Origin of the sequence: Teredinibacter purpureus (genome assembly GCF_014217335.1) — a bacterium.
GTDB lineage: Bacteria > Pseudomonadota > Gammaproteobacteria > Pseudomonadales > Cellvibrionaceae > Teredinibacter > Teredinibacter purpureus.
This window is the reverse complement of record NZ_CP060093.1, coordinates 57082-70539: the sequence shown is the minus strand read 5'-3', so window position 1 is coordinate 70539 and position 13458 is coordinate 57082. Positions and strand designations below refer to the sequence as shown.

The following is a 13458-nucleotide window of genomic DNA, read 5'->3' as shown; positions in this document are numbered from 1 at the left end:
CCATACAGGACGACTATGAAATGAGCCGAAAACCATCTGAAGACAAGATCAAAAAGATCCATGAAGCCGCAGACGCTATAGTCGCCGATGGGAATGAAGCCCCTACAAATGACGAGGTTAGGGAGAAGGCTGGGGGTGGCTCAATTTCCGATATCAGCTTTGCAATGCGCATGTGGCGCGACAACCGGAAAAAGGAAGACCAAGATGCTATCGAGATGCCGCCTGAGCTTAAGTCCGTGGGCCTGCGTTTAGTTACGCAAATCTGGAGTCATTTGAACGAAGATGCCAACAAACGTATAGAAGAGGCCGAAAAGAAAGCTACGACAAGAACCCTAGAGCTTGAAGAAGAGCTTAAACAATGCCTAACTTCCATGTCAGAACTTGAAGAGCGTCTCAACAAGACGGCTGCTGAGCTCGATAGCCAGAAAATCAAACTATCGCAAACGGAAAGTGACTGCCGCAACCTTGAAAAGCAAGCTCATAAGCATGAACTGGATAAAGAAAAGGCACTGACAAAGCTTGAAAATGCACAAGAAAATGAAAAAAGCCTCAAAGAACAATTATCAATGCTTCAGAAGGAGCTGCTCACCGTTGCTCGCTCCGCTGCTACAAAAAAAGCCTCTAAAAGCTAGGGTGTCTTTGAGGCCTGATACTCTTCTTCCGCTCGCTTGACGCTTCTCACGTGTAGAACCTCATCATTTAGCACCGTATCGATCCAAGTCCTACTCACGCCAGCTTCCATAACGGTATCCACAAAGCCGCACGGAAGGCTGTTATAAGCCTCAGCAGTCGTTTCGAACGGCCCATGAATAGAGAACCATAAGCTGGCAAAGGATGCCATTTCAATGTCATTCCGCGGGTATTGCCCGCAGTCTACCGTTAACGCAACCGCGGCTTTCATCGCCCATGTGGGCACTTTTTTATGGTCCGGCAGATCTCTGCTTTCGCTCCACATAAAAAACTTTCTCTTTGGAACGTCTTTTACCTGCTCTAACCAACCACTTTCAACAGCATAAGCCACGAGCTTCTGAATGCGTTGCTCTATCTGAATGTGATTATAGGCATACCGGTACTTATCAAGAAAAACTGGCCTAAAACGCAACGCGTCCTCACGCCTTTTCTTTCGTTGCCGGCTCTCCTGAGAAACTTTATGTGGATTAAATGCTGATTCCATATCCCATTCTGATGTGTCAATTTCAAAGTCTTCGATACCCATATCATACAGTATATCGTGAGCCCGATCTGGGTCTTTGATGTACATGACCTCAGAACGAGAGTTTACTAAGACGCAAGTTAAATCTGTCGCTTTACTGGAAAATTTACCACGCACAAAGAAACCACGATCACGATAACCTTTTAGAACAACCTTTTCGATCTGCTTGCTCTCAACCGCCCTTTCAAAATCTGCCGCTTTGGCCTGATATACGTTCTCACTATCTTCAAACAAGCTTAGTCGCATAGTCTTTCTCCTGAAGATCAACAAAGCCCAACGGCATCTTTAAAAACCATTCATCAAATCGTTGAATTAGGTCATAAGAATCTGTAGACCTTAGAGCATACTCAGTCGGTACAACTTTCTTGGAGTGGACGATCATCCATCTAGAATTAATGCTAGTAGTGGCATCAACAGCAAGCTGTGCAGTATCTGCAATTACATCTGCAACCTTTTGATAAAAACCCATCTCTATCAAGTCTTTGCAGCTAGCGATCTTCCGCGCCAATTTTTCTGCATTCATCTTTGATTCGTCGCGGGTTACGTCATTCACAGCTTCCTGAAAAGACCGATCTCTGGAGCCAAAGTGCTCTCTTATTGTGGGGTCATATCTTGGCCTATTGCTCATTAATGATTTATAGGCCGAAACAGCAGCAGCTCCAGCAGAATCCGTTGTTTGATTGACCAATCCACGCTCTAGCTGAATAAGGCGTTTATGGTCAAGATGATAGACCTGGTAAGGAAATATTGTATTCATATGTTACCTTCTTCTCATAACTGATCTTGAGGCGAGCTGAACAAGACTCTTGTTTGCTTTTTTCTGAATAATTTGAATTTCGCCATACGTTGTATTGCCGTTGCAATACGTCTCAAGTCGATACTCCTTCGATATTTGTGGATACGTTTTTGCAAAATTGGATAGTCGCTCGATATTCACTGAACCTGCAGGAATCCGCCTGATCCTAGGTGAAAGTTTCAAGTACAGGAAGGCCGCAGACCAGAAAACGTACATAGCTAGCCCTAGGAGAAACATCGGGCCAGGAGAGATTACAACCCCTTGATTTACCACCTTGGCGTTCAAGCCGAAAAATATCAGCAGTATTCCGAGCAGTGCAAACAGCATTGACCAAGCTACCCATTTTTTTAGAGGATGACTAACCTTTAGTGCTGACCAACTCAATTTTGCCTCCTATCAATAGAATTCGTTACACCGCATACCTTCCCATATAACCATCACTGTTTTCAGCACATTTGTTTTAAAAAGTGCAGTTTTTACTTTACCGACAACAGGTGGCTATTGCATCGTAGCAACACATACCCAGCGCCCCGGTAACTCCCGGTAACTCCCGGTAACTCCATGAATGAGCAAGCAACATCCGAACAGATCACGGTAATTCAAGCTCCTCTGGATACCCATATTAAGGTTATTGCTGTAGCCGGATCAGGGAAGAGCTGGACGATGCGTAGACGAGTCTCCTTCTTGCTAGAAGCCGGAATTCACGCTCAGGAGATCATGGTGCTAATGTTCAATAAATCAGCGCAGCTCGAATTCGAGCTAAAAATGAAAGAGCTTACCCCAAGACGGCGCCTACCACAGACCAGAACCTACCACTCCCTAGGGTTTCGCTTATGCGAATCATTATCAAAAAAAGGGTATCTTCCCAAATTCAATCTCAATACATCCGCGTCCGGTCAAGCCCTACTCGCTAAACAAGCATTAAAAATGTCTGTGGGGACGATCCAAAACGGTATTTGTAACCCGAATAGGCCGAATATTATTGAAGCGTTTATCTCTTATATTGATTTAGTAAAATCTGGCCTAACAGATCCTGAAGCCGTATTCGATAAAGCAAAGATAGACACCAAGTTAAGTCCATTTATTTCTGGGTACAGCAATTTTGAAAAGCTACGTATTGAGAGGAAAGAACGTTTTTTCTCAGATCTAATCTACGATCCAGTTAAAATAATCTCTAATTCTCCGGATGCAAGGGCCTTTGTTTCGAACAGACTTAAGCAAATAGTTATTGATGAATATCAGGATATCAATGACATATCTCAAGAGCTTATAAAGCTTCTAGCTGGAGAGAGCGCTTACGTCACCGCAGTAGGCGATGACTCGCAAACGCTCTATAGTTTCCGTGGCAGCCGACCGGAATACTTAATAGATAAATTTGATAACGATTTTTTAGAACCCGCGGTGTATACCCTTTCTGAAACGTTTCGATATGGGCACACAATTTCGATTGCCTCAAACAATGTGGTAGCAAACAATACCAATAAAGTGGAAAAGCTTTGTATATCATCTAGCACGACTCCAAAGTCATCCATTGAACTCCATACCGAACCAAATGTTAAAAGCGGGCCAATACCTCAAACAGCGCTTATTAAAAGTATTCAAGATGAGTTAGATCGGAAAAGACCTCTATCCGATTTCGCCATACTTGTACGTCTATTTTCTATGACGCCACCTATCGAACTCGCATTGATGCGTGCGGGTATTCCTTACCGGCTAGAGGGTCGACTTCCTGTCTTCGACCTGCAGGAAGTATCTGCCCTTACCAACCTGCTTCGTCTTGCCGCTAACACCCTATTTACTCGGCCCAAGGATTATGTAATAGAAGCGCTAACTGGAATATTTTTACTACCGCATCCAGGAATCTCGCTCTCTAATACAAAACAAATCGTAGAAGCGATATCTCAATCTCCAAATAACATTATTGAAATCGTCGCCAATGCAGTTGCAGAATTGCCAACTTTTATGAGCTCCAGATTAAATAGAAAGGCTGATGCAATACACACATTGATGATCCGAAATGATTGGACGGCTCAAGATGCATTAACGACATATTTGGAGATGACGGAATGTAGAAAATGCATACAAGAGATGTCTCTCAACGCAGAAGACGCTGAGGTAGTCGTCGCAGCGATAGATGCTTATATCGACTTTTGCGAATCAAAGAGTGTTACTACATTAGTGTTAATTGATCTAATCGAATCCCTTAGATCTGAGCAAAAATCAAGAAGCGAAAATAGAAATACAGTGCTAATTACTAGCGTGCATCGGTCTAAAGGTCTTGAGTGGCCAGTCGTATTGTTACCTCGGCTCGCCGAAGGATATTTTCCATATATTCGTGACGACGGCAGTGTCGACATTCAATCTGAGCGTAGATTATTCTATGTTGGGATGACTCGCGCGATTGAAAAGTTAGTTCTTGTCGTGCCGCCTGACGAGCATTTAGCTTCTGCGTTTCAGTTACGTACCTCCGCCGTTCCTGTTGGACTGCATGGCAATAACAAACGAGCCAGTCGATTTATCTATGAGGCAAATCTAAGACTAAGTATTGAGCTTGGGCAAACCCTTTATTCGTCGACGCCATATTGCGATATTGAAACGGCTAGCGATCCTACAGTTATTAATAAGTATTTAACACGGGTCGGAGCCCAATTTAGAATCACTAAGACATCATAATACAAACTATTAAGCAGAGGATAGAATACAGTGGAAAACGATCCGTTCGACCAGCTTGAAGACAACGACGATAACACTCCAATATCGCCAGCTCGAAAAGCGTTGCAAGGCACACTCCTTGGTATGTTTTTAGAAACAAAAGAGCGGCGGTACCTGGTGGCCATTCTTTTATATCTCATCGCCTTTGTACTTTTTGCTGGTGTAATTGTTTACGGGTTTAGCGCATTTACTAACGGCAACGTAATGAAAGATGGAAACCATAATTTTTATGGAAAGCTATTTACCATCGTTTGTTGGATAGGAGCTTGTATCTCCACGGGGGCTTTCTGCGCTAGACGTTACGCAATGGGTTTTCAGGCAGGCCTTGTTACGGCTTTTGTTATAGTTCTAACAATTTACAGGCCTTAGATCTAAAACCGAATAATTTGATAGATAATTTTTTTTGGAAGCTAATTGGACATGACCAAACCAATTTACCCAGGCGTATCAGACAATGTCAAAGAAATTCAGAACCAACTTTGTGAGCTTAGGGCTGGCTATTGGGACGTGATTTTTCACACTAGACTTACATTAGAAGAGAAACGTGGATTCACTTCATACTTTAGGTCTGCAGATAAATACGTAACAGACCATGGAGGTGAAAGTATTTTAGATTCCTTTAATAAAACCTGCAAAGATTGCGGTTTCGAAAAATTAATAATTGGTAAATAATTTCGTCAAAAATGATAGCCATTTAAAAAACATATCGTTCTCGCTTGCTGTTGAACTTTAGGTAACAACAAGCGAGAAACAATCTTAGTGAGGCAGTTGACTCTGATCTTGTTTACTGGATTTTGATGGGAGATATTTTTCACGTATTGCCGTTTCAATTTCCGCCCTAGTCTCGGGATTATCAATAAGAAAACCACATACGTTTGCCTTTCCTTGACCAATCTTATCTCCTTTATATGAGTACCAGGCACCGGATTTATCAATGATCCCATCTTTCACAGCAAAATCTACTATTTCTGCTTCACTATTTATTCCTTTATTATAAATAATCTGGAATTCCGCCTGCTTAAATGGGGGAGCAACCTTATTTTTTACAACTTTCACTCTTGTCTCATTACCTATGGTATCGTCTCCCTCCTTAACCGCACCGGTCCGACGAATATCCAATCTTACTGAAGCGTAGAATTTTAAGCTGTTCCCCCCCGTGGTAGTTTCCGGATTACCAAACATTACACCAATTTTCATTCGAATTTGGTTGATAAATATTACTAAACAATTGGCGTTTTTAACATTCCCTGTTAATTTTCTCAATGCCTGAGACATTAAACGTGCTTGAAGACCAACGTGGTGATCACCCATATCCCCTTCAATTTCTGCTTTCGGTGTAAGCGCTGCAACAGAGTCGATAATGACAACATCTACAGCACCCGAGCGAGTAAGCATGTCACATATTTCCAGTGCTTGTTCTCCGCAATCGGGCTGAGAAATAATTAAATCGTCAATATTTACGCCTAATTTCTCTGCATAAATTGGATCTAACGCGTGCTCAGCATCAATAAATGCACATGTCTTTCCAGTTTTTTGCGCCTCTGCAATAACGCTCAAAGTTAATGTGGTTTTACCGGACGATTCAGGACCATAGATTTCGCAAATTCGTCCATAGGGAAGTCCTCCCACGCCTAGGGCGACGTCTAAACCTAACGCTCCAGTGGAGACGGTTTCAACGTTTAAAGCCGATCGATCCCCCATTTTCATTACTGATCCTTTTCCAAACTGGCGCTCAATTTGACCTAAAGCAGCCGCTAAGGCTTTGGACCGATTATCGTTTTGGCTAATTGCACTTTTCATAACTTTCTTCTCCAGTGTAATGCGGTTTCCCGCTAAGATGGTATTGAACCAAGTAACTAACGTATATCACCTAGAAAGCATGTCAAATTCGATGGAAACCACCGTAGTGCATTGAATTTATTAACTATTTAAAAATGTAAATATTCAGAGAGGTCAGCATGGCCAGACGGAAGATCAGCTTAAACGAATTAGTGGGTAATCTTTTTAATGTTCCTGTACCCCCGATGCAATCTGGAAATCCGGATGAGGCAAAGCCGACTACGATTAGGCCTGATGCCCGGGCTGTCCACTTCTATGAATATCACGCACAAAGACTGGGCGGGTTAAGCATGCAAGACATGATGGCACTTGCACTCAACGCAGTTGCTGCGGCTACGAGTACACCGATTAAAACAGAGTTTGAGTTAGTGGTTGACCGGTTCAAACATCTCTTTCAGGCTCATGGCATCCCCCAGATACACGCCAAACACATTATTGATAGTTTAGGAAACTGCTTTCCTTTGGGGGGGATGACCAATAATGACATTCTCCTGGAGAGCTATTCTCCGTCAGTCAAGCAGGCATTAGCGGATATCTTTGGTGTTCGTACAGATTGGCTCTCAGGCACGGCCGACGCAGCAACGGGTGTTGAGCCAATATACTCAAGAGATTATGCATATCCAATTTGGAATAAACTACGAGCTCCTCTAGAGCTTAAGGGTGTCAAACTTCTATCTCGATCTTTACTTGCGGTAACGTCGGAAAGCGACAACGGAATGGAAATAGAAGGTCAAAGCTACCCTTTCGACGTTCTATTGTTTACGGTTCATGAGTGGCAAGTCGACGCCCATATGAAATTTAAAACGTTTCATTTGAATGGTATATTTTCTATGGCGAATAAAGAAGCTAGGACGTGCTTACAAGCACTACTGATCGCTGTAAATCATTTGGAAGACTCCATTCAACTAATTGGGGCGTCATACAGTCAAGATGCAATCACTAACATGAAACTAGGTTTACTTCCTGTTGATTCTTTTGAAAACGGCTTCCCGTCCCTATGGAATCCCATAGATCGACTATCTAAAAATATCGACAGCGAAACTGAAATGCTTTCCGAATTGTTATTATCAAGCTAAATTTTCATCGATATTTAATGTAATGACTTTCCTACTTATTGAAAGACGCTGTTTTGGCACCCTCAAAAGCCATACTTTCACAATCATGTAGACCAATAGAATGGCTGTGATATCCAGACTTCAAGATTACTCAAATATAACTCCACAAATACACTTCCCTACTTATTAATCTTGCTCGAGAAATTACTCATAGGTAAAGTCACTTGCATTCGCTGCACCTTCAAGAAGAGATTAATCACGTTTCTTTCAATCAAATATCGACTCGCGCCACAAAGTCATGGAGTGCATCGCCGTCGGATTCACCATTCACTTCAAGGTATTTTGCCGCCTCATCTAAAAGATTTTTATTCTCGGCGAGCATTTCACTGACCTCGGCCGTTATGCTTTTTTTAATTTCAACCAACGTATTTGAATTTACACGAGCCTCATATTCATTCGTGACACTATGAAACCAATGATAATCACTAACAAATGCTGATAGCATATTTCTCGCTTGCCTCTCCCATCTTTGATTATCTGTTTGAGTACCAACCTGGCAATCTCCATAGGTAATTTCTTCAGCTAATGCCCCGGCTAACGAAACCTTCATTGCCGCTTCATGAGCATGTATTGTACAGATGAAATCATCGTCGAATTCATAACTAACACTACCTAAAGTAGGTTCTTCAAACACCTTAACCTGTGCCGACAGCTTATTAGGTTTTCTGTTGAAATACCGAGTGGCTAGAAGGTGGCCGGCCTCATGATAAGCAACTCTCGAAACTCGTTCTTCTGTTAATGGTTTTTTTTCTCGAGGAGAGGATAGACACGCTGCAGCCATCGGCATTCCATCATCAAGCGACCGCGTACATTGGCGCCCATATAAAGCACTGATAATATTTACCGAAAACCAATATAGTATCGATAGAATAAATGCGGTATTAAATGATTTAAGCAGTATCTCGGTATGTGGGCTGGTAACCGCTAGGATGTGCTTATTAAACTGTTCGTCGCCTAAAGCAGCTGTAATGAATACCGCACCAAATAGAAACATGCATGTTGATACCCCTCTTGGAAGTACTTCCGCCAAAGTTACCATAATATTTTTCAGCCAAGATTGTCTGATCAACATCTCTCTCATCCATTTAGTCCTGGTTGCATTAAAACATCTTTTTTTTCTGGGCTCGATGCAAAGGTAGATCTAAAACGACTTGTAATTTTTCTCGAATAAACGACTGTTGGTTCGTTAATTAATTTCTCAAATACGTACGCTACAACAAACATAGCTGGTAGAGATAATGCAATTGCAATTACAGCCTTATAATAATGACTGTCAATAGGCAGGGCCAGATAAACATACGATGTAAAACTGCTTATAACAATGTAGTGGGTAAGATACAAGGGGAAAGAGATCTTCCCAAGGGCTATTAGATACGACCCACTAAGTAACTTGCTTATTTGTTTTGAGTAAGAGATTCCAAAAACAAGGAAGAATGCACCCCATGTGTTGTATAAATATTCATGGTAAGGGTTAAACTCATTAAAGGTCACAATACTATATGGATTTGTGTATAGGCCCCGAATCATATATCCACACAAAAAAATCCCAGTGCAAATTGCTAAAGGCGCCCATATTTTCGCGTACTTAGCTAGAAACGTGTCAGCTCGCTTATTGTTCTTGCAATCACATATAAGCATCCCAAGGATAAAGCCTGTGTACATAGTGGGGAACAAAATGGTCACGAGCCCGAGGTACATTGCTAACCTTACAAGAAAAGCATGCTTATGATTTACAAATGAAAGAAACACCATGTGAATGATAAATATTCCAATCGATGCAATCATTTCTACGCTCATCGTCCAGAGGGGTGGGTTGTACGCATAATCATTCAAGAATAGAGCGCTACCGAAGCCTTGCTTAAACAAATCTGACAATAAAGGTAAAGAAGCATATTGATCGACTTCGTTGGAGTGAGTGATGCCCAAAACCTCTCCGAAGTATATTCCGTTAATGGACATGACTATCCACACGAGCAGCAAACTCCCGGTTATAGGTACTGCTAACCGAAAATACCTCGCCACCACCTTGCCTACTATTTCTTTATACTCTCCTCGTTTTTTTGAGAAAAAAGATTGACTTAGAACATAACCAGATAGAACGAAGAACACGCACACGGCCCATGCTCCATTGTGAAATAGGTTCATTGGGGGGAATGAAAGACTACCGAGTACACCCCCATTCCGCATGGCCGAATCGGAAAAAGCCATCACAAAAAATAGCTTCAATAGATGCTCGTTAACTACTACAAGTGCTGCTAAGCCCCTTAGCCCTTCTAAAGATCCAATTTTATTCACTTCAGCCCCTCTATTCATGCGGTTTACGGCAGTATAAGCATCATCAATACCGCTCTCCGAGTAAAAACTTCTGAAAAGTGCAGTTTTTCATTTTCCACCAAATTTGCACCGGTTATTTACTAGAGCTACGTTCGATCTCAATGAAGTAAATCCCTTATTTTGGAGAATGTTCATGGCTAAAAACCTTATTGATTTGACACTTTTTGATTCTATAGATGCATCAGAGGTATTAGTGCTCACCCCTAACCTGAGACTGCAGCGAAAGTTCAGTAAAGCCTACGGTATGGCACAGCAAGAAAAGGGGATGTCTTCATGGCGATCTCCTCAGGCATACGCCTTAGACTCATGGCTCACCGATCAGTGGTGTGAGCTTCAAGATCAGGGATACACCCCCGCCGCCAGTAAAGTCCTTGTGGATCAGAACCAGCTACACGCCTTATGGTCTTTGATTATATCTAACGATTCCACCCACCAAATGGATGTTATCAACCCAAGTTCTTTAACCGCTCCGGCCATCAGCGCTCAACGCACTATGGATATGTGGGATATTGAGAATTACGACTTCTTGGATGGGCAGACTTTAGAGACGGAGTCATTTAGACGATGGCAATCCGAAGCATTGATGATGATTGAGAGGCGTCACTGGGTTACTCCAGAAGGGCGAACTAAACTTATCATCAAAGCCATTCAAGACGGGCATATTCCAATCCCCCCTCAGACCGTTCTATTTTCCTTTGACGAGATACCGCCGTTGTTTGAATCGCTATTTAATGCCATTCAAAACATTGGCGCGGTAATAACAACGATCGATAGCCGCGCCACTCCTGACAACCTGTGTAAGGTTCCAGTCAAAGAACGTGCGGATCAGTATACCCTTGCCGCTCGTTGGGCCAAGGCCGCTCTTGAATTAGACGAAAATGCAACAGTCGCAATTGTTTGCCCTGAGCTTTCCGATCACAGGGGGGAAATGGAGGAAGCGTTTGCCCGAGTGTTTGAACCTCAATACCTTCTACCTCAAACACCCAGGTACACCCTACCCTTTAACTTTTCTGCCGGTGTCCCATTAAGCGGGGTACCACTCATTAAAGATGCTCTCGATTTCCTTAGCCTAGGTAAAGCTAACGCCTCACTGTCATCGATATCTGCTTTGCTTCGTTCGCCATATATTGGAAGCTCGGAAGCTGAATTGGTAACCAGAACCAAGTTTGATCTGAAGCTAAAAAATGGTCACTCAGGCACCTTGAACCTAGACGGGCTCTTACAGACAGGGAGCTGCCCTGCAGAATTTGCCAAACATATTGGAAACTTCCTTATACATACGGTCAATGCACCCCATAAGCAAAAGCCATCCCAATGGGCTTTCCATTTTGGAAAGGCACTTGAAACGCTTGGGTGGCCAGGTAATCGAAATCTGGATTCGGAGGAATACCAAGCCCTAACTCATTGGCATGACCAGCTTGATCTGTTATCTAAGCTCGATTTAGTTCATACCGAATGCAGCAGAAATAAAGCGTTAAGTCTCTTACGCCAATGCATTGGCCGAACTGTCTTCCAACCTGAGACTGCAGACTCACCAATACAGATACTTGGTATTCTCGAGGCGGCTGGCTTAAATTTTGATTACGTGTGGGTAATGGATCTAAATGATGACATTTGGCCTCAGGCACCAAAACCAAACCCCTTCATACCTATTTCTTCGCAAAAGTCATTAGGGATGCCCCATTCTTCCGGAGAGAGAGAGTTGGCCTTTAGCAAGCAGATATTAGACCGGCTAATATCGGGCGGCAGAGAAGTCATTATGAGCTATGCGGAGTGGGATAATGACAAAGAACTACGTTATAGCAGCCTAATACATGAATTCAAGACCGTCACTATGGACGGCCTACCTCTTGCCTCTGTCGATGACTATGGTCAGTTACTCTTAGGCGCGGCAGAATTCTATCCAATACAAGACGGTCAAATCCCGATTGCTGACTTAAGCGAAGTAAAAGGTGGTACCGGGATCTTCACGGCGCAAGCCGGTTGTCCGTTCAGCTCTTTTGCAAAATATCGCTTAAAATCTTCGGAGATGCCATCTATATCGCTCGGGTTGAATCATCTTGAACGAGGCGACCTGATACACCACACGTTAGAATTCCTTTGGAAAAAGCTAATTTCCCAGGAGAACCTTCACAATTTAAGCCCTGAGGAACAAGACCTCCTTGTGAACGAAGCAATAGACTTTTCGGTTTTTTGGTTAAAAGGAAAACGAAAGGATCTCGGAGACCGCCTTATTTCCATCGAAAAACAGCGCTTGTATCATGTTATAACAGAATGGCTTGTAGTTGAGAAAAAGCGAGCTCCATTTATTGTTTCTGAGTGTGAATCAAGAATCAAAACCTCTGTCGGCGGACTTCCAATTACAGTTAGAAGAGATAGGGTTGACGAAATAGATGGGAAGCGATTTCACATCGACTATAAAACTGGTAGAGCGGCCATATCGAATTGGGCCGGCGAACGCCCAGACGCCCCGCAGATCCCTCTTTACGCTATCACCGATGATAAACCCAACACGGGAGTAGCTTTTGGTTTGGTGCGCCGTGGTGAGTCCTCCATTAAAGGCATTTCTGAAAACGGAGATGTCTCTGCTGGAGTCATACCAGCTGACGCCCTGAAAGTAGACTTACCCCACACCTGGGATGCTATAAAAACACAATGGAAAGTTAGCCTGGAGAGCCTTGCTAAAGAGTTTATTGATGGCGTGGCTACCGTCTCACCGAAAAACAAGAATACGTGTGTCAACTGTCACCTCTCAACCCTTTGTCGCATATAAATAGAATATCCCTCAGGAGGACATTCAAATGAAGCAAATAGAAATAAGAGCGTGGGCTGTTCTAATTATTGGATCGGTTTTACTTTCGCTTATTGTTGCAGCAACTATGGCCGCACCGAAGCTTATAGTGATATTTCAAACCAATTGGCTGAACAGTCACCTTGAACCATACAGGGACATTATTTATAACGTGGCCATAATAACAATTACAACTTTCTGGCTTAAAGGCCAGATTAAAGAGTTCTTATTGACCCAAGAAATAAAGTCTATAAGAAAAGGCTCGTAATTGCCGCAAACCGCACTATCTGTGTTGATATCGGTTATTGCCGACAAAAATATTCAAAAAGTAGAGATGCCATTAGCCTACTTAAATGTGGGTAGGCATAGTTGGTTAATACCTTGAATTACGATGAGACTAAATATAATGATTGACTCGACCCTGCTAGATCAACATGGCATTAAGCCATCGAAGCTTAAAAACGAATCACACGATGATGTATCTGTCATTGTCAGCAAACTAGCGAATATTCATTTACTCGGTCTAGGAAATAGGCAGTATACAAACGGGAGGGAAACTCTAGAGTCAATGCAAGAAAGGCTGAATAGATACCAGTCTGCTCTTATGGAATTATCTGCCGAAGCAAAAAGCGTCTTGGAATCCGGCAAACACATTCAT

At 42.7% G+C, this 13458-nt stretch carries 13 protein-coding genes; 7 read left to right on the top strand and 6 right to left on the bottom strand.

The window, feature by feature from the left end; all coding sequences use genetic code 11:
- Positions 1–20 precede the first annotated feature (20 nt).
- Entirely contained in the window at positions 21–632 is a 612-nt protein-coding gene (locus H5647_RS21075; RefSeq protein WP_162926463.1) for a DNA-binding protein, read from the top strand.
- Here H5647_RS21075 and H5647_RS21070 read toward each other — a convergent pair.
- From H5647_RS21070 to H5647_RS21060, 3 genes are read right to left on the bottom strand one after another with little or no spacing between them, the layout of a single operon-like run.
- On the bottom strand, positions 629–1459 hold the full coding sequence (locus tag H5647_RS21070) for a hypothetical protein (protein WP_045861669.1): 831 nt from the start codon (positions 1457–1459) through the stop codon (positions 629–631). The genes H5647_RS21075 and H5647_RS21070 overlap by 4 nt on opposite strands.
- Entirely contained in the window at positions 1440–1970 is a 531-nt protein-coding gene (locus H5647_RS21065; RefSeq protein ID WP_045861668.1) for a hypothetical protein, read from the bottom strand. The genes H5647_RS21070 and H5647_RS21065 overlap by 20 nt, the downstream gene beginning before the upstream one ends.
- 3 nt (positions 1971–1973) lie before the next feature.
- On the bottom strand, positions 1974–2393 hold the full coding sequence (locus tag H5647_RS21060) for a hypothetical protein (RefSeq protein ID WP_045861667.1): 420 nt from the start codon (positions 2391–2393) through the stop codon (positions 1974–1976).
- Positions 2394–2570: 177 nt separating this feature from the next.
- Between H5647_RS21060 and H5647_RS21055 the strand changes: the two genes are divergently transcribed.
- From H5647_RS21055 to H5647_RS21045, 3 genes are read left to right on the top strand one after another with little or no spacing between them, the layout of a single operon-like run.
- A complete protein-coding gene (locus H5647_RS21055) occupies positions 2571–4682 on the top strand; it encodes an ATP-dependent helicase (protein WP_045861666.1) in 2112 nt (703 codons plus the stop codon).
- 30 nt (positions 4683–4712) lie between these two features.
- The gene (locus H5647_RS21050) at positions 4713–5090 is read left to right on the top strand and encodes a hypothetical protein (RefSeq protein WP_045861665.1); all 378 of its coding nucleotides are present in this window, start codon (positions 4713–4715) and stop codon (positions 5088–5090) included.
- Positions 5091–5141: 51 nt separating this feature from the next.
- A complete protein-coding gene (locus H5647_RS21045) occupies positions 5142–5393 on the top strand; it encodes a hypothetical protein (RefSeq protein ID WP_045861664.1) in 252 nt (83 codons plus the stop codon).
- 84 nt (positions 5394–5477) lie between these two features.
- Here H5647_RS21045 and recA read toward each other — a convergent pair whose 3' ends face one another.
- Entirely contained in the window at positions 5478–6521 is a 1044-nt protein-coding gene (recA, locus tag H5647_RS21040; RefSeq protein WP_045861663.1) for a recombinase RecA, read from the bottom strand.
- A gap of 158 nt (positions 6522–6679) precedes the next feature.
- On the opposite strand from recA, the gene H5647_RS21035 reads away from it, so the two are divergent.
- Positions 6680–7636: a hypothetical protein gene (locus H5647_RS21035; RefSeq protein WP_045861662.1), complete on the top strand. Its 957-nt coding sequence runs from the start codon at positions 6680–6682 to the stop codon at positions 7634–7636.
- 250 nt (positions 7637–7886) lie between these two features.
- On the opposite strand, the gene H5647_RS21030 is transcribed toward H5647_RS21035, so the two are convergent.
- Both H5647_RS21030 and H5647_RS21025 read right to left on the bottom strand, forming a co-directional pair.
- Positions 7887–8669 (bottom strand): FtsH/Yme1/Tma family ATP-dependent metallopeptidase, encoded by a 783-nt coding sequence (locus H5647_RS21030; protein ID WP_045861661.1) that lies wholly within the window; start codon positions 8667–8669, stop codon positions 7887–7889.
- 83 nt (positions 8670–8752) lie between these two features.
- The gene (locus H5647_RS21025) at positions 8753–9970 is read right to left on the bottom strand and encodes an acyltransferase family protein (protein WP_162926462.1); all 1218 of its coding nucleotides are present in this window, start codon (positions 9968–9970) and stop codon (positions 8753–8755) included.
- 193 nt (positions 9971–10163) lie between these two features.
- Here H5647_RS21025 and H5647_RS21020 point away from each other — a divergent pair, with 193 nt between their 5' ends.
- Positions 10164–12782, top strand: a complete 2619-nt coding sequence (locus H5647_RS21020; RefSeq protein ID WP_162926461.1) for a PD-(D/E)XK nuclease family protein — start codon at positions 10164–10166, stop codon at positions 12780–12782.
- 28 nt (positions 12783–12810) lie between these two features.
- Positions 12811–13068 carry a hypothetical protein gene (locus H5647_RS21015; RefSeq protein ID WP_045861658.1) on the top strand — a complete coding sequence of 86 codons (258 nt, stop codon included), beginning with the start codon at positions 12811–12813 and terminating at the stop codon, positions 13066–13068.
- The last annotated feature ends 390 nt before the right edge of the window (positions 13069–13458 follow it).